Genomic DNA, 21,978 nt, shown 5'->3' with positions numbered 1-21,978 from the left:
CGTGCTGGTTTAGCACGATTGGCTCACACTCCAAGCATAGACCAGCCGAAGTGAAAGTGAGTTCATAAAAGCTATACAAAATGTTAACAATGGTGTCATGTGCGGGTCATCTTGGACGGTAGATGCAGCTCAAGATGATGCGATTGGCCGTCTAAGGGCACGCGCAGAGGCTGCGCGATAGAGAGTGGCAGTGCAACCCCATCCAGTATCGCAGAGCGCGCAGTGGCAGTGGCCTCCAGCGTCGTTTGTGGCTGGCTGACGCGAATACGGTATTCGCTGCTGCCTAAGGTGACGGTAGCGCTAAACGAAGGCCACGTACTGGGTAAGCAGGGCGCGATCACTAGCCAATCTCCTTCGCGGCGTATCCCAAGAATCCCTTCTATACCGGCCTGGTACATCCAGCCTGCGGCACCGGTGTACCATGTCCAGCCACCGCGCCCTTCATGAGGGGGCACCGAATAGACGTCTGCGGCCACTACGTAGGGCTCCACTCGGTAGCGCGCAGTCTCTTCGGCGGTTAGCGCATGGTTAATCGGGTTGAGCAGCGAGAAGAGTTGATGGGCGTTGTCTCCCTCGCCCTGCTTGGCAAAGGCTAAAATAGCCCACATGGCGGCATGGCTATACTGTCCGCCGTTTTCGCGCATGCCGGGCGGGTAGCCGCTAATGTAGCCGGGGTCGCGCTGGGGGTGATCAAACGGCGGCCAGAAGAGCAGCGCTAACGGCGGGTCGTGACGGATCAACTGTTGCTTTAACGATGCCATCGCCAAGGCTGCCCGCTCCGGGTGGGCGGCTTCTGATAGTACCGCCCAAGATTGGGCAATCGAGTCAATTTGGCAGGCGTCGCTTTGTTGGCTACCCAGCCAAGTACCGTCGTCGTAGGTTGCGCGCCGGTACCATTGGCCATCCCAAGCATGCTGTTCTAGCGCTGTGCGCAGCGCGTTGGCTTGCTGCTGCCACCGGCTGGCCCGGCGCTCACTCTCGGGGAGCGATGGATGCATGGCGTCATGCTGCTCAGCGTAAGGGATAAACAGGTCCAGCGTTTTCATCAGCAGCCAGCCTAACCAAACGCTTTCCCCACGCCCCTCGGCCCCCACGCGATTCATTCCGTCGTTCCAATCGCCGCTGCCCATCAGCGGCAAGCCGTGCTCGCCCAGCTGCGCCAGCGAGATATCCAAGCCCCGCGCGCAGTGTTCATAGAGCGTGGCGCTTTCCTGGGAAACGCTGGGCAGGAAGAAGTGCTCCTGCTCTTGAGGCGCGAGGAGCTCCCCACTGAGAAAACTCACCCGCTCATTCAGCACATCGCGGTCATGGGAAGTTTCAATGTAGCGGGCGCAGGCAAAGGCTAACCACACGCGGTCATCAGAAATTCGTGTGCGCACGCCTTGCCCTGAGTGGGGCAGCCACCAGTGCTGCACATCGCCTTCGGGGAACTGACGCGAAGCGGCGCGCAGCAAGTGCTGGCGCGTGGTGGCGGGCTGGCTGAAGGTTAACGCCATGCCGTCCTGTAACTGGTCGCGGAAACCATAAGCGCCGCTGGCTTGGTAGAAAGCCGAACGGGCGGTCAGCCGGCAGGCGATGGTTTGGTACAGCAGCCAGCCGTTGAGCATGATGTCCATCGTGCGGTCAGGGGTGGAGACCTGCACGGAACCCAGTTGTTGGGCCCAGTGGCGTTGCAGCACGGCTAGCTCGTCATCAATATCGGCGTCGCGGTAGCGGGCAATCATCGCCTGAACGTGTTCGGTAGTGTCGCCTTGGCCTAGCAGCATAATGATGTCAGCAGTTTCTCCTGGCGCTAACGTGCACTTGCGCTGCAGCGTGGCGCAGGGGTCAATACCAGCGCCTAACGCGCCAGAAAGAGGCTGTTTACTGCGCAGCCCCGCCGGGTCTGCAAGGCTTTTACCGTAACCGATAAACTCACTGCGATTGGCTGTCCAATGAGTAGGTGGCTCACCGATATCCAAAAAGGCGACTCTATTGGGAAAGGCCGCATTCCACGGATTGGTGGCTAAGAGCGCGCCGCTGCCTGCCGCTTGCGCCGTGATCAAAAACGGTGCTGATGCGCTACGGGATGTACCAAGTACCCACTCGGCATAGGCGGTGACAGAGAGCTTGCGTACGCGGTTAGAGTGGTTGGTGATCCTTAGCCGCGAGAGGCGCAAAGGATCTTCCAAAGGCACCAAGTGCAGCAGCGTCATCGCTAACCCATCCACACGGTGCTCAAACTGGCTGTAGCCAAAGCCATGTCTGGCCACGTAGCGCCCGGCATCGCGCAGGGGGCTCGCTGTTGCGCTATACAGCGCCAGGCTCTCTTCATCACGGATGTAAATTGCGTCCCCACTGGGGTCGATCACCGGGTCATTGGACCACGGCGTTAATTGGTTCTCTTTGCTGCTATCTGCCCATAGATAGCCTGCACCCTCTGCGGAGACTTGGCAGCCAAACCGCTGATTCGCCATGACATTAATCCATGGTGCAGGCGTGGTGCGGTGGCTATCCAGCAGCGTGACGTACTCGCGCCCCTGCTTGTCAAAACCGCCCAGCCCGTTAAAACACTCCAGCTCTGAAGAGATAGTGTCAGACGGGGGCTCGTTGAGCGTGCGGGGTTGAGGCAGCGAGCGTTTGGGAGGCGCTGTCACGCTTTGTGCCTTGGCTCCTTTCAGCGTGATCAGTAGCTGGGTGGCGATATCGCCGCGTTCGGCCAGCAGAGCAATACGCGCAATCGACTGAAGCTGCGCGCGAGACGTGGGGCTGGTTAAGTCGGCGCGTAGCGCAAAAATAGCGCCTTGAGGTTGCCCCTCATGCAGCCTTGGCCTAGCTTGGCTGCTTAGTATGGTGGCCTCAATAGCTTGCTGCAGATCCTGCACATACGACGATACCCGCTCATTAATCACCACAATATCGACTTCTAATCGCTTCATGCGCCAATATTCGTGAGCGCGCAGCAGTTGATGCAACTGCGCAATATCCATTAGCGAATTGATATGCAGTAAAACGATGGGTAAATCGCCAGAGATACCGTGCTGCCAAAGCAGTGACTGCGGCCCCGCACCACGTTGAATGGCTGAAGCGGGCGCTCTAAAACGCGCATCTGGGTAAAGTAGCGGGGCTGCCAGGCGCTGAAAGTCGGCAGCTTCGTCAGGCTGTATGCCTAAATGGCGAAGTTGCACCTGGGCCTGTGTCCACGCCAGCAGCTTGGCCCGCTCAAAGGCGCTGCGATCATGATGCTTATCGATCAAGTCCATTAGCGCCTCCCGGGTTTCCGCCACCACTGTCCAGAAGGCAATGCGAGCGCTGCTGCCTGGTGTGACCCGCAGGCAGTAACGTAGCGCCAAAATGGGGTCAAGCACGCTGCCCTCAGTGCCCGTCAGGCGCTGACCTTCGGCAAGTGCGGAGGCATTCAATAGGCTGCGCCCCCGGCCAATAAAGGTATCGCGGCTCGTTTCATACTGGGGCTCGCCCACGGTATCGCCCTCTACCACGGCAAAGTGAGCGACCCAGACCGGAGCTTCGTTGGGCTCTCGCTGCCGCCGTGTGGCGATGAGGACGTTGAGCTCAGGTAGGTACTCGGTTACCACAAACATCTTGGCAAAACACGGATGGGCGCTGTCGGCGGCAGGCGTGGTCAGCACCAGCTCCGCGTAGGAGGTCACATCGATATCGCTGCTATGGCGTCCGTTATTGGTCAATGAAAGCAGGCGCACCTCGCTGTCATCCTCCCCGGAAACCAGCACGTCCAAGTGGCTGGTAATATCGTCGTGCCGGTGGGTATAGCGGGCGTAATCTTCGGCAAACAGCGCGTGATTGGCGGCATCGTTTGCGCTGTTGTGGTGTTCGGCGGTTTGCCCAGTAGCGGCCCAAATGCCTGGGTGGCGGGTATCGCGAAGGAAGATAGCGCTGCCCCAGGGGTTGCAGGTGGTGTCTGGTTGCCAGCGGGTAATCGCGAGGTGGTGCCAGCGGCTGTAGCCTCCTCCTGTGGCCGTTAACATGACGGAGTAGTGGCCGTTGGAGAGCAGATGCGTGACCGGCGGGCCGTTAACCGCTGTGGGCACCCGACGCACCGCTTGTGCGTCATTGGTGACTTGGCTAGCGGTGGATTTCACCTCTTCGGCCCGTGGGTAAGCAATCGCGACATCTCTGGGAATGCGCTCTTGCAGCAGCAGTTCGGTGGCCTGGATCATCGGTTCACGGTGAAAGCGGGCGCGCATTTCCCCCAGCTGCAGCGTGTTGGCAATCGCTACGATGGTCATGCCCTGGTGGTGGGCCATATAGCTGCGTACCACCACGCCTTCTTTTCCTGTGGGAAGCCGTGAGCGGGTCAGGTCGATAGCCTCATAAAACCCATAGTGCCCTCGTGCGCCCATCTCGGCTAACCGGAGATAGTTATGGTAAGCACCTTCCGGGTCGATCATTGTGGCTAGTCCCGTGGCGTAGGGAGCCACCACCAAATCCGCCGACAGCCCGCGTTTAAGCCCTAGCCCTGGCACGCCAAAATTGGAGTACTGGTAGGTGTGCTCAATATCTCGGGCGTTATACCCAGATTCGGAAATGCCCCACGGTGCTGAAAACTGCGCAGCGTAGGCTTGCTGTCGCTTCACGACTAAGCGGTTGGTTTGCTCTAACAGGCTCCCGGCCGGGGCGCGCATTACCAACGACGGCATCAAATACTCAAACATAGAGCCTGACCAGGAGATCAGCGCCGCGCCGCGCACAAGCGGGGTGGCCGCACGGCCTAAGCGCAGCCAGTGGCGAGTGGGTACATCGCCTTTGGCAATGGCAAACAGGCTGGCTAGCCGCGCTTCCGATGCCAATAAGTCATAGCAACTGCTATCCAGGCAGTAGTCATCCAATGAATAGCCAATGGAGAGCAGCTGCCGTTCGCTATTCAGCAGGAACGCGAAATCCATCGAGGTCGCCAGCCGTCTCGCCTGCTGTGCTAACTGGTGTAGCTGAACAGGCTGATCGCTGACGGCAAGAGCCGCCTTCGCTTGATCATCACGATGCTGCGCCACGGCGTGATGAACGGCGTTCACCCAGAACAGCGCCGTGTCACTATCGGCGTTCGCCGTAGGCGTCAGCAGCGCCTGCGCGGAGGCCACTGCCGCGCTGGTGAGCGGCAGTAAGTCATTAACCGGCAGCGGCGCAGTGGTGTGCTCGCTTAACAGCGCGTCGATGTGCTGGAGCTGCTTTTCAAGAGAATATAGGGCTGACAATGCATGCCCGGCGGTTGAGGGCGAAAGGCGCGTTAGTGCCTCAACGGCGAGTGCTAGCGTGTCGGCAACGCCTTGTCGGGAATTAGGCCGCTCTGCTTGCCAAGTTTCGCAGGCGTTGGCCAGCGTAATGAGATGGCCTGCTAGGTTGCCGCTATCCACGGTCGATACGTAGCGCGGGTCGAGCGGACGCAGGTCGGCGGTGGCATACCAGTTATAGAAGTGGCCCCGGTAGCGCGGTAGTGCCTGCATCACGGCTAAAGTGCTGGTTAACCGGCGCAGTGCTTCTTGGCTGCCTATCCAGCCAAAGTCCCGGGCGGCGACAATCGCCAATAAATACAGCCCCATATTGGTAGGCGATGTGCGCTGGGCAACCACAGGCTGAGGCGCTTCCTGAAAGTTATCGGGCGGCAGGTGGTGGTTGTCGCTATTCACAAAGGTTTCAAAGTAGCGCCATGTTTGGCGAGCGATTAGCCTCAGCGCTTGCGCTGTCTCGGCCGATGGCTGTGTGTGATTCGCAGCACTGGCTGAGCTGCTTAGCCAAGCAGCGATGCTAGGTGCTGCCAGCCATAACAGTGCTACCGGGAGTACCAAAGCCCACACTTGGCTATTGAACCCTAGGGCTACGCCTGCGACGGCGACTCCTAAGGCGGTGCCGGGGGCCATGTGCTGGTAAAACCCAAACGTGCTGAGCTGGGGGCGCTTCATGGTTTGTGCCGCGGATGTCCACTCCAGCAGATGGCGATGGGTCACAAACAGCCGCGTGAGCGTACAGCCGATGGCGCTCATCATCCGCCATGCTTGGTCTGGCAGAAAAATAAGCTGCACCAGCGTTTGCTTAGAACCGAGCCATAACTCAGCGACCCACTGCTGAAAGTGGTGGCGTAGGTTCACGTTAGGTTGCAGCGGAATAAAAGCCGCACATAGCGATAGAATAACGGGGGCGCCCAACATCAGCAGCACAAGTAAGGTGCCGGTAGCGGCCATCAGCAGCGGCAACTGCCAGCTAACGGCTAAGCAGGCCAACAGCAGTGGCGGCAGCAGCGAACGACGCAGATTGCCCAGCGCTTTCAAACGCCCGATGGGGGGCAACGCATCGTTCAGCAGCCACGGCAGCAGCTGCCAATCACCGCGCACCCAGCGATGCTGCCGCTTAGCGACCACATCGTACCGGTTGGGGAAATCCTCGATAACCTCAATATCTGATGCCAAGCCCGCACGGGCGTACACCCCTTCAAACATATCGTGGCTGAGCAGGCTGTTATCCGGAATGCGGCCTGTTAACGACGCTTCAAAGGCGTCGATATGGTAAATCCCTTTGCCCGCATAGGAGCCTTCGCCAACGAGGTCTTGGTAAAGGTCGGAAATAGCCGCGGCATAGGGCTCTATGCCGCCTGGGGCAGAGCACAACCGTTGATAGGTGGAGCCACTGCCGGACATGGGCAGTGACTGGGTCACCCGAGGCTGCAAAATCGCATAGCCTTCTACTACCCGCTGTTGGCGAAGGTCCAAGCGCGGCTGGTTCAAGGGGTGAGCAAGTTTGCCAATCAGTTTGCTGGCAGCGCCTCTGGGCAGGCGAGTATCGGCATCCAATGTGATGACATAGTGCACGCCGCTGGGCATTAACGGCGGGTCAATAAACGTGGTATCGGTTGCGCCGCGCAACAGCCGGTTCAGCTCACGTAGTTTACCGCGCTTACGCTCCCAGCCCATCCAGCACTGTTCGCGCGCATTGAAAACGCGCCGGCGGTGCAGCCAAAAAAAATGCTGCTCATTACCAGACGGGCAGTAGCGTTCGTTGAGCTGCTGTATGCCTTGCTCGGCCATGTGAAAGAGCGCGGCTTCATGGGCTAGCGATTCGCACTGCGCGTCCACGCCATCCGAGAGCAGGACATAGCTGATGGCGCCATCACCGCTGCTTAAATAGTGCACCTCAAGACGATTGAGCTGCTCTTGTAAATCGTCTTCGTTGGTTAATAGCGTTGGGACGGCCACCAGGGTTCGCAGCGCTGCGGGCACCCCTTTAGAGAGATCCAAGCTGGGCAGAGGCTCGGCCCCAATACTGTGAATCACAAAACGATTGACGATCAGCGTGGCGACCTCAATCAGCGGTAGCAAGCTTAAAATGCTCAACAGCAGCAGCCACGGTAGGGGGACTGCCTCGGGGGAAGCGGTGAGCCAGAGTAGCCATCCCGCCAGCACGACGAGTGCCGCGGTGGAGGCTGAAAGAAGCGCAACATAGCCCGGAATACCGTTATTGATCAGCCGTTGGCGAAAGCGGCGGCGCCAGGCAGGGCGAAAGCGCAGGTGCTTCTCTAAGGCGGCTCGCCCAGCCGCCACTAGCACGTAGCCAGGGTCGCCAACCCGTGCTGCTTCGTGTGAATCGGTGGCGGTGGTGATGGCTTCACGGCAAGCGCTAAGCGCGTGATGGGTGACTTCCAGTTCGCTGTAGGCCGAGCCACGGGCCAGCTCTTCGACCGCGCTACGATACTGGTTGCGCGTGGCAAAATCGTATTCGGCAAAGCGGCTATGCTGGCTCAGCAGGGCATCGACTAAACTGACGCTCTCCAGCAGGTCGGCCCAATCGGTGCTGGCGATAAACCGCATACTGGTGATGATATTGCGCATGGTAACGCTCGCCGCGCCTTGGCGCTGTTGAGCGCTTTGCACCACGTCGTCGATGGTCTCACCTTGGGCATGCAGCTGTTCAGAAAGCCAGCAGGCCAGCGTGCTGGTCCTGGGATTGATACCGCGTAAGCGCTTTGCCAACTGAGCGGTAAAAGAGGCGGAAAGAGGCGCTTTTTGCAGTGAAAAGGAGGGAAAGTCGTGGGTGTTTTGCTCCACCAGCCATTTAGTGGCGAGTGCGTCGGCTTTATCTCGTGCGTGCTGCTCTTCGGTGATTTGATCGGCCAGGCGGCGCAGATTTTCGACCAAGACAATGCGCAGCGTAATGGCGACCGCCCACAGCTCGCCAATCGTTAACGGCTGTTCGCGTTGGTAGGCATTGAGAAAAGCGCGCAGATTGGTCAGTTCCAAGTGGCTGTCGGTATGGGCCACGAAGGCCCACGCAATACCGAACACTCGGGGATAGCCCGCAAACGGCCCATCGGCCAGCTTAGGTAGTTGGCGGTAATAACCAGGGGGTAAATTGCCGCGAATTTCGCGTATCTGTGCCTCGATAAGGTGATAATTATCCAGTAACCAAGCAGCCGCAGGCACGATATCGCCCCCTTCTGCTTGGGTGGCCGCGCAGGCTCGGTAGGCCGAAAGCAGCACGCTAGCGTTTTCATTAAGACGCCGGGATAAAGAGACGACTTTCGGGGGCGTTTGAGTGACGACTTGGGCCTGCGCAAGGCTGCTGGCGTGCTGTTCCAGCCGCTCAGCGCTAAAGAGTTCTTCACGCACGGGGGCAGTGGAGTTCCATAGTGTTGCCGAGGCGTTATAACGGCGCACACGCTGGAAAAAGGGCGTTTGGAACAAAAGAGTCACGGCTACCATCCTGGTTTCGCTGCAAATACCTCACCCAGGTACTAAAAACAAGTACAGGGCTTCCTTGCTAATAAGATGGTCGCAATGACTCAGATTGTCGGTTCGTTATCGCACATTACGGCTGCAAACGCAGAGGCTGCAGCACCGCATGCTAGGTTACAGAAATGGTTAGTGGCGCAGCGTCCAGTAGCCGCCCCATAGCCGTGTGGCGGTGGTGATCAGGCAGGCGGCGGCAAACAGGCTGGCCAGCAGCGGAAACGCTTTTGGAAACAGACAGAACAGTACCAGGGCGGCAACCGTCTCGGTGCCTTCGGTCAGGCCCTCTAAATAATAAAAGGCCTTCTTAGGAAAATTAGGGCGCTCTACTTGGCGGGCTTTGGCGGCAATGGCAAAAGCTAAAAACGACGTGCCGGTACCAATAAATGCAAACAGCAGCAGCGCGGCGGGTAGGGCATTTTGCATCGGGTCTGCAAGTGCAAAACCGAGCACCACTGCCGCATAAAAGACAAAGTCGAGTCCAATATCCAGAAAGCCTCCCGCGTCGCTTTGCTGGCCGCTCAGGCGGGCCAGGGCACCGTCTACCCCGTCGCCTACACGGTTGAGTACGACCGCGGCCAACGCCAACCCGTAATGTTCAAACGCCAGCAGCGGCAGGGCGCAGATGCCAACGATAAAGGCCGCTAGAGTGACTTGATCCGGGGTGATTTTTCGACGGTGCAAAGCGTGAGCCAGATAGCGAAGCGGGCGCTGGGTCAGCGGCATGGTAAAGCGGTCTAACACAATGATATCTCCGTAAAAGATGGTTCGTCTTAATGTTAGTGTGTACTAATTATTTCGACTAAAGTGGTTAGACTTTGGTTGTAATTGTCGCCAATTTACTGGACTAATGGCCTATTGCAGTGAATAAAGGGCACCGAAAAAGCCAGCGGCGCTGGTTAACAATGCCATAGGGACAGCTAAGTCCTGAGCACTTTCGTTCACCCTGACTGCGAGCGGTACTTTCATAATGCGCAGAACTGCCACGATGACGCTGTGGGACCACCTTTGGCACTCCCACGACCAAGTCAAAAACCTCCTGATGTGTGCGTTGCCGACCTCAAGTGCCGGTGGCTCCTCATCCCGAAATAACGCGACAACCGAGGGCAACGGCGGCCAATCACCTCGCCCGCCTGCCTATAATACGGCACAGAAAGTTGGCCTGGTGCTGGGCCCTTTGCTGTTCGCATTGGTAGTGATGTTCTTCCACCCAGCCGACTTGAGCTTTGAAGGACGCATGGTGCTGGCCACCACCTTATGGGTGGCGGTGTGGTGGATTACCGAGGCCATTCCTATCCCGGTGACCTCGCTGCTGCCCATCATTCTGCTGCCGATTACCGGGGCATTAGAGAGTGGCGCTGTAACGGCGGCATACGGTAACCCGATCATTTTCCTATTCCTGGGCGGCTTTATGATCGCCTTGGCGATGGAAAAGTGGGATCTGCACAAGCGCATCGCGCTGTCGATTATCTCCGTGCTCGGCACCAGCATTAACAGCATCGTGTTTGGCTTTATGGCGGCTACGGGCTTTTTGTCCATGTGGGTCTCCAATACCGCCGCCGTCATGATGATGCTGCCCATTGGCACCGCGATTGTCTACCAGGTCACCCAAGAGCTGAATAAAACCGAAGGGGACCACAGTGAAGAGATCGATAAGTTCAGCAAAGCGCTGATTTTTGGCGTCGGCTACGGTGGCACCATTGGCGGTTTGGGCACGCTGATCGGCACGCCGCCGAACATTATCCTGGCGGCGATTGTGAACGAGCTGTTTGGGATTGAGATCTCTTTCGCAAGCTGGATGATGTTTGCTTTCCCAGTGGTTGTCTCGCTGCTGGTGATTGGCTGGGTGATGCTCACACGCTTTATTTATCCGATTAAACTCGCCAAGCTGCCGGGCGGCCGCGCGCTGATCCGCAAAGAAAAAGAAGCGCTGGGCAAGATCTCCTTCGAAGAGAAGGCGGTACTCGGTGTGTTCCTGTTCGCCGCGTTTTTCTGGATTACCCGCTCGTTCCTGTGGCAGGGCCAGATCATTAATATTCCTGGCATTAACGACACCATGATTGCGATTACCGCTGCCGTGGCGCTGTTTCTCATTCCTTCCCCCAACAAAGGCGGCTGCCTGCTGGGTTGGGATGTGGCCAAAGACGTACCGTGGGGCATCTTGCTGCTGTTCGGCGGCGGCTTGGCGATTGCTGCGGGCTTTGGCTCATCGGGTCTGGCTTCCTGGATTGGCGGCCAAATGAGCGTGCTGGAAGGCGTCAACTTCCTGCTGGTGATTCTGCTGGCCACTGGCATGGTGCTGTTCTTAACCGAAATCACCTCCAACACAGCCACGGCCACGATGATTTTGCCAGTATTGGCATCGCTAGCACTGGCGCTGAATATTCACCCGTTCGTGCTGATGGTGCCTGCGGCCATGGCGGCTAACTGCGCCTTTATGCTGCCAGTAGGCACGCCGCCTAACGCGATCATCTTCGCCACCGGCAAAATCAAAATCATTGAGATGGTGCGTAACGGCTTCTGGCTGAACATCATTGCGATGTTCCTGATTGTGGCCGCGGTCTACTTCCTGCTGCCGATGCTGTGGGATGTTGATCTCACCACCTACCCGGACGCGTTTAGAGACTAAGCTCTCTTGTGTTCCGTGTTCATTGCCCCGCCTTGTGCGGGGCTTTTTCATGGGTGAATCCCAGGCGCGATTGCTATGATGGCGACACACTTTTTGTATCGAGCCTGTCATGCGATTACTTCATACCGCCGATTGGCATTTGGGGCGGCTGTTTCACAACCTTTCTCTGCTGGAAGACCAGCGTCATGTGTTGCAGCAGCTGCTGGAGATCATCGACCGCGAGCAGGTGGATGCCGTGCTGGTGGCGGGCGATATTTACGACCGCTCGGTGCCTCCGGCAGCGGCGGTCACGCTGTTGGATGAGATCTTAGGCGAGCTGTGCGAGAAGCGCGGCCTACCGGTCGTGATGATTTCCGGTAACCACGACGGTGCCGAGCGGCTGGGGTTTGGCGCACGTCACTTGCGCCAGGCCGGGCTGCATATCCTCACCGACCTAGCCACCTGCGACCAGCCGGTCACGCTCACGATTGGCGATGACACGGTGGATATCTTCGGCATCCCCTACGCCGACCCAGAATATGTACGCAGCGAATTTGGCGAAGACGTGCGCGACTTCGACAGCGCTCACCGATACCTGCTGGAGCGCATTGAGGCACAGCGCCAGCCGGGGCGCCCGACGCTACTGATGAGCCACTGTTTTGTGGATGGCGGTACCGCCAGCGACTCCGAGCGCCCGCTCACCCTAGGCGGTGCCGAAAGCGTGGCTTGGGAGCCCATGCAAGGTTTTGACTACGTGGCGCTGGGCCATCTGCACGGCCCTCAAATTCGCGGTGGCGAGCATATTCGCTATAGCGGCTCGCTGCTGAAGTACAGCTTCTCCGAAGCCACCCAGCGCAAAGGTGTCACCCTGGTAGAGGTGGGGCGCGAAGGTGTGACTCAGATCGTCCACCATCCGCTGCTGCCCCGCCGGGATGTGCGCGTGTTGGAAGGTGAGCTGGCGCAGCTGCTGGCCCAAGGAGCCAATGACCCCCACGCCGATGATTACCTGCTGGTGCGCCTCACCGACCGTCACGCCATTCTCGACCCCATGGGCAAACTGCGAGCGGTGTACCCCAACGTGCTGCACCTAGAAAAGCCGGGGATGTTAGAAGCCAAAGGCCGCCAACAGCTAGACCGCGAGCGGCTCGCGTTCAGCGCGCTGGATATGTTCAGCGACTTTTTCACTCAAACCAGCGGCGAGCCAATGAGTGATGAGCAAGCCCGTGCCATGGGCGAGCTGATCACCACCCTGAGCCGCGAGCAGGAGGGCCAAGCATGACGCCATTAACGCTCACCATGCAGGCCTTTGGCCCTTTTGCCGGTAGCGAAACTATCGACTTCACCGCGCTGGGCAGAAGCCCCCTGTTTCTGATTAACGGCCCCACCGGCGCGGGCAAAAGCTCAATCCTTGATGCGATTTGTTTTGCCTTGTACGGCCAAACCACCGGCAACGAGCGGGACGCCGTTCAAATGCGCTGCGACCAAGCGGAAGCCTCTCTGCTCACCGAAGTCAGCCTGACGTTTCGCCTGCGTGATGCCATGTATCGGGTGCGCCGAGTGCCTCTGCAGGAGCGTCCCAAAGCCAGCGGCGAAGGCACAACGACACAAACCGCAGAAGCCCAGCTGTGGCGACTCACTCCAGAAGGCGAGGAGGACGAGTGCCTAGTGGCGCGTAAGGTCACCGACGCCACGGCGGAGCTGCAAACGCTAATAGGCCTAGACGCCAATCAGTTTCGTCAGGTCATGGTGCTCCCCCAGGGTAAGTTCCGCGAACTGCTGCTGGCAGGCTCCAAAGATCGTGAAGTCATTTTCTCCCAGCTGTTCCAAACCCAGGTGTTTCAGCGTATCGAAGAGCGCCTGCGCACGCAGGCCAATCAAATCGAGCGGGCGGTGAGCGATCATCGCCAGCATATCAATGGCATTCTTGCCGGGGGGGAGCTTGAGAGCGAGGCAGCATTAGCGCAAGAGTTGGAGGCGCTTACCCCTCAGGTAGGCCAATCGCGTGAGCGCTTTGAAACGGCACAGCAGCAACGCCGCCGCGCCGAACAGCAGCGCGATGAAGCCCTGGCGCTGCAGCGCCAATTTGAGGCGCGGGACGCACTGGCTGCCGATAAAGCTCGCCATCTTGAGCAGCGCGGCGAGGTCGAAAACAGCCAGTCGCGGTTAGCACAAAGTGCCCATGCCCAAGCGCTGCGCCCCCAAAAAGCCGCTTTAGACCAAGCGCAGCAGACGTTGGCCACCGCTCAGGCGGAACAGCACCAGGCGCATGCCGCGTTAACGACGCAGCGCACTAGCGCTGAACAGGCGCAGCAGGCGTTAGAATCGACGCGCCAGCGGCAGGCAGAGCTCCCTGAACTAAGGGAGCGGCACCGTCAATTGGGAGAGTTTATCCAAAAGAGCCAGCAGCTCAGTGAGCTGCAGCGGCACTTTCAAACGTCTCAGACTGCCTGGCAACAAGCCGATGAGGCGCTTAAACGCGATGAGCAAAAGCTAGACGGCATCCGCCAACAGGGCGAGGCCAGCGGCGTTCAACTAGAGCACTTACAGGCTGAATTTCAGCAGCTGGCCAGCGCCCCCGCTGAGCTAAGCCGCCATCACCACCTGCTGGCCCTGCGCCAAGAGCTGGATGAACTCACCCAGCGGCGCCAGGCGTTAACCACGCAACAGCAGCAGGCAACAAACGCGCTCAGCCAACAGCAGGTCGAGACCGAGCGTGCCGAACGCTACGCCACTGAGCAGGAGATGCGCTGGCACCAGGGTCAGGCCGCGCTGTTAGCGCTGACCCTTGAGCAGAATGCCCCCTGCCCGGTGTGTGGCAGCCTGGAGCATCCCGCCCCAGCGATGAATCGCGCCGAGTTGGTCACCCAGGCACAGGTGGAAGACGCTAGAGCGGCGCAAGAACAGGCGCGCCAGGCACTGCAACGTGCAGAGCGTCACCACCATCAGCTCACTCAACACATCGACAGCCACACCGAGCAGGCTCAGCGGCTTACCCAGCAGTTGGGGGAGTGGGCTAGCCAGCCGCTGCTTGCATTACAACAGGCCTATGAAAACCTGCGCCATCAGGTACAGCGCCGGGAGCAGGTTGAGGCTGAGATTCGCCAGCAAACCGCTGCCCGGGAGTCGCTGCGACGTGAGTGGGGCACGCTGGATAAGCAGCTTAAAGCCCAACGTCCTGAGGTGGAAAAGGCAAAAGAGCGCGCGTTACGCCTAGAGAGTCAGCGTGATCAGCTGAGCCAGTCGCTGCCGGAAGATGCCCGTCATCCCGAGGCAATGCGCCAAACCCTGGCTGAGCTGGAACAACACATCGCCCAGCTTGAAAAAGCCTGGGAGAGCGCTCAACAAGCACTTTCGACTAGCCAGACCCAACTGGCGCGGGCGGAAGAGCAGTTACGCGGGGCGAACGAGCGGGTCGAGCGTAGCGAGCAGTCGCTTCAACAGGCTCACGCCGAGTGGCAGGCCGCGCTGCAGGCTAGCCCCTTTGGTGATGAGGCGGAATATCAGGCCGCCCAACTGAATGACGCCCAGCGGCACGAGCTGACGCATCGGGTGGAGGCGTATCAACGCCGCTTGGCCGAGCTTGAGGGCGCGCTAGAGAATTACCAAACCCAGCTGGCGGAAAAAACGCCGCCGGATGTTGCTGCACTGAATGCCCTGGCTGAAAGTGCACAGACTCAAGAAAACAGCCAGCTAGAGACCTGGCGGCAACTGGATGGACGATTAACCACGCTGCAAAACATTCACCAAAAGCTGGCGGCTGCCCACGCCTCCCAGGCGGAGCTTGAAGCCCAATACCAGCTGTGGGGCACGCTCAGCGAAGTCGCCAACGGCCGCACCGGCCATCGCATCAGCCTGCAGCGCTTTGTACTGGGCGTACTGCTGGACGACGTGTTGATTCAAGCGTCCGAACGTTTGGTGCGCATGAGCCGCGGGCGCTACCAGTTGGTGCGCCGGGAAGACCCCTCCAAAGGCAATAAAGCGTCTGGACTAGAGCTAGACGTGGCTGATACCTACACCGGCAAAAATCGCCCGGTGGCCACGCTCTCTGGTGGGGAGTCGTTTATGGCGGCGCTGTCGCTGGCGCTGGGGCTTTCCGATGTGGTGCAGGCCTACGCGGGCGGTATTCAGCTCGATACGCTATTTATTGATGAAGGCTTTGGCAGCCTGGACCAAGACGCTCTGGATCAAGCCATCGCCATGCTGAGCGAGCTGCAAATGAGCGGCCGCATGATTGGGATTATTTCCCACGTCAGCGAACTCAAAGAGCAGATGCCGGTTCGTATTGAGGTGAGCGCTAGCCGTCATGGCAGTTCGGTCGCGGTGAAAGGGGCGCTGAGCTAAGCGCTAGCGCGGGGTTAATTCATGCTGCATTCATGTAGCATGCGTTATAACAAGGGTTAAACAACCCGCGTTCGACCCGTCGAATGAATGTTTATTGAGGAGTGCAAGGATGAACGCAAGCAAAATTCTACAGCAGCTGATGAGCCAGGCCAGTGGTAGCAAAGGCAGCAGCGGCGGCATGGATGTCAAAGGCGTGATTGATGGGCTCTCCCGCCATTTAGGCGGTAACAGCAGCCAAGGTACGCGTCAAAGCAGCGGTTCCAGCGGTTTTGATGTGAAAAGCCTGCTGGGCGGTGGTGCCATGGGCATGCTGGTGGGTTCCAAACGTGGCCGTAGCATGGGCGGTAAAGCGTTGAAATATGGCGCGATTGCGGGTGTGGGCATGCTGGCGTGGAAAGCATGGCAAAGCTCTCAGGAAAAGAAAGGAGCAGCGACCCAATCCTCATCAGAAGGCGAGCGTGTCGAGGTGTTAAGCGGTGAGTATCAAGAGCGCCGCAGCCTGGAGCTGCTGCAGGCGATGATCATGGCCGCCCGCGCCGATGGTCATATCGATGAGCAGGAGCAGGCGCTAATCACCGATCAGATCGATGCCCTAGGCGCAGATCAGGAGATGCACCGCTGGGTGGAACAGCAGTTAAAAGCGCCGCTGGATGCCCAGGCACTGGCCCGTGAAGCGGATTCCCCCCAGGCAGCTCGCGAGATGTATCTGATCAGCGTGGCAGTGATTGACGACCAAAACCCCATGGAGCGTGCATGGTTGGATCAACTGGCCAGCGCGCTAAACCTAACGCCAGAGATGGCGGCGGAGCTTGAGCATCAGGCACAGCAGGCTGGCTAATGCTCGATACGTTTAATGTTTGGCTAGCCACCGGCTTTGGGCTGGGGCTAGCGCCCGTCGCGCCAGGTACCTTTGGTTCATTGATTGGCTTGCCGCTGGCGTGGTGGCTCTTGGGTCGACCGACCGGGCAGCAGGCTGCCATTATGGCGCTCCTTGTGGTGGCCGCCGTACCGGTGTGCCATGTAGCGGCATGGCACTACGATGGTTTGGATCACGGTAGCATTGTCGCCGATGAGTACGTCGCTTTTCCGCTGGTAGTGTTGGGGCTAAAAGCCGCCCGCCATCCGTTGGTTCTGGCCTTGGCGTTTGGCGTGTACCGCTTTTTTGATGCCTTAAAACCGCCGCCTATTCATTTAGCAGAATACGTTAACGGTGGGTTGGGCATTGTGTTGGATGACGTGATTGCCGCGCTGGTAAGCTGGCTGGTGGTCGCCCTGTTGGTGACGCTATGGCAGCGTCGGCAACGGCAAATCGCCTAGCGCCATTTTTAAAGTACGCCACCCATAAAAACGCCGCAGGTCGTGAAACGACACTGCGGCATTTTTATGGGTTAGCCCATCGTGAGCCGATGGGCTTAGCGATGTTAGCTTTGCACCACAATCACCGATTTAGCGTTGACGAACTCGTGCATACCAAAGCCGCCGTGCTCACGGCCATAGCCGGAATCTTTCACGCCGCCAAACGGCATTTCAGGCGTTGCCACACCAAAGCCGTTGATAAACACCATGCCGGTATCGAAATACTTGCTGGCAAGCTCGGTGGCGCGCTTCACGTCTTTGGAGATGATGCCGCCGCCCAAGCCGTAGCGGCTGTCGTTGGCGATGCGCATGGCGTCTTCATCATCTTTGGCACGAATCAGCGCGGCAACCGGGCCAAACAGCTCGTCGTCGTAGGCGGGCTGGCCGGGGGCGACGTTATCCAGCACGGTCACCGGGTAGAATGCCCCTTTACCTTCTGGTTTTTCGCCGCCGCAGAGGATTTTCGCGCCTTTACGCACGCTCTCTTCCACCTGCTCGTGAAGGCCGTCGCGAAGATCGACACGGGCCATCGGGCCTAGGTCGCTATCTTCTTTGGTCGGGTCGCCCGCTTTTAAGTCTTTCATGCGTGCCACGTAGCGCTCTTTAAACGCTTCGTAGTTCTTTTCGGTGACCACAAAGCGTTTTGCTGCCACACAGGTTTGGCCGCCGTTAAACACGCGACCGGTCACGCAGGTGTCTACCGCAACGTCCAGGTCGGCATCGTCCAACACCAAGTAAGCATCGTTGGAGCCTAGCTCCAGTACGGTCTTTTTCAGATGCTCGGCGGCTTTAGCGGCCACTTTGCGGCCAGCGCCGTCGCTGCCGGTCAAGGTCACGCCACGCACGGCTTTATGGGCGATGACGGTGTCGGATACATCGTGTGAAATCAGCAGCGTGCGGAAAACGTTTTCCGGCAGGCCCGCTTCGCGGTAGATTTTTTCAAGCAGCAGGCCGCTGCCCGTCACGTTTTCAGCATGTTTTAGCAGCACGCTGTTGCCCGCCATAATATTGGCGATGGAGTAGCGCACCACTTGGTAAGCAGGGAAGTTCCACGGCTGAATGCCGTAAATCACGCCCATGGGAGAATAGGTAACAATGCCGCGCTCGCCGTTACCGGGTTTGCGCTCTTCATCCGCCAGCTTGGTGGGGCCATGTTCGGCGGTGTAGTCACAAATGCCGACGCAGAGATCCACTTCCTGGCGCGCTTGCGAGGGCAGCTTACCCATCTCTTTGACCATCAGGTCGGCAAGCTCTTCTTTATGCGCGTTCATTGCTTCGCCAATCGCTTTCACCACCTTGGCGCGGTGCTCTAGCGGCTTGAGCCGCCAATCTAAAAACGCCTCATGACTAGCTTCGACTACCTGCTTGGCCTGGCTTTCATCCATCAGCGTGTAGGTCTCAAGCGTTTCGCCGGTGGTCGGGTTCACTGTCGTAATGGTGTTGCTCATAAGATCTCCTATCTTTAGATCAACGGGGCGTTCAATCAAGTAGAGCAGTCCTTTAGCCGACTGGTCTATTAATGCTGACTTTCTACCTTAGTAGAAAAATGGCGTTTTGCCCAAATGAATAGTTAGCCATTTAATAACACTACCGTTGGGGCAAGGCGTGTAGAAAATCGTTCCCTAAAAAAACGCCAAGGCGAATTAATCGCCTTAGCGTTTTGAGGCTAACGGGGTGAGATTACTCGAAAGTAGGGCCGCCCGCTTCTTCGCCCCATACTTCTTCTAAACGGTCATCCCGGCCACAGCTCAGGCGGTAGAACTGGTAGCGCAGCGGATTTTTCTGGTAGTAGTCCTGATGGTACTCCTCTGCGGTCCAAAACTCGCTGGCGGGCAGGATGTCGGTCGTGATCTCTTGATCAAACCTCGCTTCCAACTCGGCTTTTGAGGCTTCCGCTAATTCCCGCTCTTCATCGTTGCTGTAGAAGATGGCCGAGCGGTACTGGTCACCGCTGTCGCAAAACTGACGGTTAACGGCGAAGGGGTCTATATTGCGCCAGAAAATCTCCAACAGTTGTTCATAGCTAATCTGGCTGTCGTCATACTCGATTTGTACGACTTCTATATGGCCAGTGCCGCCCCGGGAGATCTGCTCGTAAGTGGGGTTCTCAAGCTCGCCGCCCATGTAGCCTGAGATAGTGGCGCTCACGCCCACCTGTTTATCGTAAGGAGGCTCCATGCACCAGAAGCAGCCGCCGGCAAACGTGGCCTCTGCATTGGACTGCGCTTGAAGCGATGCGCTCGCAAAACCGGCAGCGGCCATCACGCACAGGGTTAAGGGGCGAATATGGGGAAATCGGATCATTGCAAACACTCCGGTGGAGGTGGCGAGTCAAAGCTCGTTATTGAGTCCATTAGTGTCGAGAGGTTCCGCTTCCTTACAGCGACCTTAGACGATGCGGCCACACCGTATCGAGGGTGTCTAGTGCGGCTTTAATCGTGGGCTCGGTAGCGCGGTCGCTGCGCCAGATCAGGCTTAATGCGCAGGGCAGGCGAACGTTGTCCGCCACCGCCAAGCCGCTCTCCTGCCGCTCGGCCATGGCCAGCGCGTCTCGCGCTAGGCTCAGGCCCACGCCAGCTCTGACTAAATCCAGCATACACGCCTCTTGGTCGACCTGGGCGACACGGTTCGGGGTCGCGCCGCTATCAGCCAGCGCTCGCTTGAGTAGCCGGGAGTGCGCTGACACGGTAGGGGTCACAATCCAGGGCAGTTGCGCAAGCGCCTCCCAGCGGGTGTCGGCGAGTTTGGCTTCCCAGCCCGGCGGTGCCACCACGTGGTAGTGAAAGTGGGTTAACTCTCGCCATGCGAGCGCAGGATTGCCGGTGCCTTCGCCGGGCGGGGCGAGAAAAAAGCCCACATCCAACTCCCCTTGCTCCACGTTGCCCAATACGCTGCCGCTCATGCCGTGGTGAAGCTCGGTTTCCAGCTGTGGCGCGCGGGCCATCAAGCGGCTGAGAAAATCGCCCAAGCGAATAAATTCTGGGTCAACAATGGTGCCAATACGCAGCTTGCCGCGCAGCGTGCTGTGTAACGCGCTGGCGCTCTGCTCAAAGGCCAGGGCGCTGGCCAGGGCATTTTCAGCGGCAGGCAGCAGGGCGTAACCATCGGCAGTCAGCGTTAACCCTTGCGGGCGGCGGGTAAACAGCGTTAAGCCCAGATGCTGCTGTAGCTGCTTCAACTTTAGGCTAACCGCGGGCTGGGTCAGATGGAGCTGCTCGGCCGCCCTTGAGACGCTGCCGGTGTGAGCAACGGCCACAAAGGCCCGCAGCGTGGCGTACTCCTGCATAGTGGTAAACCTTCATTGTTATGTTATTAGCGAAGCTTATATCTAGGTTAAAAATTACTCAATTGCTTGGCCTGTTGGGCGGGGTAGTCTAGTGGTCATTCTCCGATCACTTAAGCTTTTGTTATAAAGGTAGCGACAATGACAACCAACGCCATCCATCACTTTATTAACGGCCAACGCAGCGAAGGCACTTCCGGCAGCGCCCAGGATGTCTTCAACCCTGCCACAGGGCAGGTCACCGGTCGCGTTGCCCTGGCTTCGGCCGCCGATGTAGACACCGCCGTGCAAGCCGCCCAGGCGGCATTCCCTGCCTGGGCCGATACGCCGCCCATCCGCCGCGCTCGGGTCATGTTCAAATTTCTGGAGCTGCTAAACGCCCATAAAGATGCCCTGGCGGAAGCAATCACCAAAGAGCACGGCAAGGTATTTACCGATGCCCAGGGCGAAGTGGCACGAGGTATTGATATTGTCGAGTTTGCCTGCGGCATTCCCCAGCTATTAAAGGGTGATTACACCGAGCAGGTTAGCACCGGCATCGATAACTGGACCGTGCGCCAGCCGCTGGGCGTGGTCGCCGGTATTACGCCGTTCAACTTCCCGGCGATGGTACCCATGTGGATGTTCCCCATCGCCATTGCCGCCGGTAATACCTTTATCCTCAAACCTAGCCCGTTGGACCCTAGCGCCTCGCTGATGATCGCGGATCTGTTAACGCAGGCAGGCCTGCCCGATGGCGTTTTCAACGTGGTGCAGGGCGATAAAGACTCCGTTGAGGCACTGATTGATCACCCTCATGTTAAAGCGCTGTCGTTTGTCGGCTCCACGCCGATTGCCAACTCGATTTACGAGCGCGGTGCTAAGCACGGTAAGCGCGTGCAGGCACTGGGTGGCGCGAAAAACCATATGGTCGTGATGCCGGATGCCCATCTGGATAAAGCGGTGGATGCGTTAATTGGTGCAGCTTACGGCAGTGCGGGCGAGCGCTGCATGGCGATTAGCGTGGCTGTACTGGTCGGCGATGTGGCCGATAAAGTGGTGCCGATGCTCACCGAGCGTGCCAAGGCGCTGAAAGTCAAAGATGGCATGCAGCTGGATGCGGAAATGGGGCCCATCGTGACCCGCCAGGCGCACCAGCGGATTACCGGCTACATCGAAAAGGGCGTGGCGGAAGGCGCGCAGCTTATCGTCGATGGCCGTGGGTTTGATAGCACCCAAGCGGGCGAGAGCTGTGCAGACGGCTTCTGGATGGGCGGCACGCTGTTCGACCACGTCACGCCGGAGATGACTATCTATAAAGAGGAGATCTTTGGCCCGGTGCTGGTGTGCGTGCGCGTGCCGGACGTTGCGACCGCTATCCAACTGATCAACGACCATGAATTTGGTAACGGCGTGAGCTGCTTTACCGAAAGCGGCAGCGTTGCCCGCGAATTTGGCCGCCGTATTCAGGTGGGTATGGTCGGCATCAACGTACCGATTCCAGTGCCTATGGCGTGGCACGGTTTTGGCGGCTGGAAGCGCTCGCTGTTTGGCGATACTCACGCGTATGGCGAAGAGGGCGTGCGCTTCTACACCAAACAGAAGTCGATCATGCAGCGCTGGTCAGACTCCATCGACGCGGGTGCAGAGTTTGTGATGCCGACGGCGAAGTAGCGCCT

Annotated in this window: 11 protein-coding genes; 6 read left to right on the top strand and 5 right to left on the bottom strand. The window is 58.6% G+C overall.

Features of this window, described 5'->3' with window-relative positions; genetic code table 11:
* Positions 1 to 95 precede the first annotated feature (95 nt).
* Both R0J87_RS02925 and R0J87_RS02920 read right to left on the bottom strand, forming a co-directional pair.
* Positions 96 to 8,696: a glycoside hydrolase family 94 protein gene (locus R0J87_RS02925; protein WP_498884257.1), complete on the bottom strand. Its 8,601-nt coding sequence runs from the start codon at positions 8,694 to 8,696 to the stop codon at positions 96 to 98.
* Positions 8,697 to 8,864: 168 nt separating this feature from the next.
* On the bottom strand, positions 8,865 to 9,476 hold the full coding sequence (locus R0J87_RS02920) for a CDP-alcohol phosphatidyltransferase family protein (RefSeq protein WP_498884255.1): 612 nt from the start codon (positions 9,474 to 9,476) through the stop codon (positions 8,865 to 8,867).
* A 244-nt stretch (positions 9,477 to 9,720) separates the two neighbouring features.
* Here R0J87_RS02920 and R0J87_RS02915 point away from each other — a divergent pair, with 244 nt between their 5' ends.
* The 5 genes from R0J87_RS02915 (at position 9,721) to R0J87_RS02895 (ending at position 16,998) form a co-directional block, all read left to right on the top strand.
* Positions 9,721 to 11,361, top strand: a complete 1,641-nt coding sequence (locus R0J87_RS02915) for an SLC13 family permease (RefSeq protein WP_498884367.1) — start codon at positions 9,721 to 9,723, stop codon at positions 11,359 to 11,361.
* 109 nt (positions 11,362 to 11,470) lie between these two features.
* Positions 11,471 to 12,619, top strand: coding sequence for an exonuclease SbcCD subunit D (locus tag R0J87_RS02910; protein WP_498884253.1), 1,149 nt, complete (start codon positions 11,471 to 11,473; stop codon positions 12,617 to 12,619).
* Positions 12,616 to 15,681, top strand: coding sequence for an AAA family ATPase (locus tag R0J87_RS02905; RefSeq protein ID WP_498884252.1), 3,066 nt, complete (start codon positions 12,616 to 12,618; stop codon positions 15,679 to 15,681). Before R0J87_RS02910 ends, R0J87_RS02905 begins: the two co-directional genes overlap by 4 nt.
* Positions 15,682 to 15,790: 109 nt before the next feature.
* Positions 15,791 to 16,519: a tellurite resistance TerB family protein gene (locus R0J87_RS02900; RefSeq protein ID WP_404342974.1), complete on the top strand. Its 729-nt coding sequence runs from the start codon at positions 15,791 to 15,793 to the stop codon at positions 16,517 to 16,519.
* Entirely contained in the window at positions 16,519 to 16,998 is a 480-nt protein-coding gene (locus tag R0J87_RS02895) for a phosphatidylglycerophosphatase A family protein (protein ID WP_498884251.1), read from the top strand. Before R0J87_RS02900 ends, R0J87_RS02895 begins: the two co-directional genes overlap by 1 nt.
* 104 nt (positions 16,999 to 17,102) lie before the next feature.
* On the opposite strand, the gene R0J87_RS02890 is transcribed toward R0J87_RS02895, so the two are convergent.
* From R0J87_RS02890 to R0J87_RS02880, 3 genes are all read right to left on the bottom strand, one after another.
* The gene (locus R0J87_RS02890; RefSeq protein WP_498884249.1) at positions 17,103 to 18,485 is read right to left on the bottom strand and encodes an NAD-dependent succinate-semialdehyde dehydrogenase; all 1,383 of its coding nucleotides are present in this window, start codon (positions 18,483 to 18,485) and stop codon (positions 17,103 to 17,105) included.
* 232 nt (positions 18,486 to 18,717) lie between these two features.
* On the bottom strand, positions 18,718 to 19,341 hold the full coding sequence (gene msrA, locus R0J87_RS02885) for a peptide-methionine (S)-S-oxide reductase MsrA (protein ID WP_498884247.1): 624 nt from the start codon (positions 19,339 to 19,341) through the stop codon (positions 18,718 to 18,720).
* Between the two features lie 73 nt (positions 19,342 to 19,414).
* Positions 19,415 to 20,323, bottom strand: coding sequence for a LysR family transcriptional regulator (locus tag R0J87_RS02880; protein WP_404463635.1), 909 nt, complete (start codon positions 20,321 to 20,323; stop codon positions 19,415 to 19,417).
* Positions 20,324 to 20,461: 138 nt separating this feature from the next.
* On the opposite strand from R0J87_RS02880, the gene R0J87_RS02875 reads away from it, so the two are divergent.
* Complete coding sequence (locus tag R0J87_RS02875; RefSeq protein WP_498884244.1) at positions 20,462 to 21,973, top strand: CoA-acylating methylmalonate-semialdehyde dehydrogenase; 1,512 nt, start codon at positions 20,462 to 20,464, stop codon at positions 21,971 to 21,973.
* The last annotated feature ends 5 nt before the right edge of the window (positions 21,974 to 21,978 follow it).

The organism is Halomonas sp. SIMBA_159, assembly GCF_046536035.1.
Taxonomy (GTDB): Bacteria; Pseudomonadota; Gammaproteobacteria; order Pseudomonadales; family Halomonadaceae; genus Vreelandella; species Vreelandella venusta_A.
The sequence above is the reverse complement of the archived record's forward strand: the minus strand, read 5'-3'. Positions and strand labels throughout refer to the sequence as shown.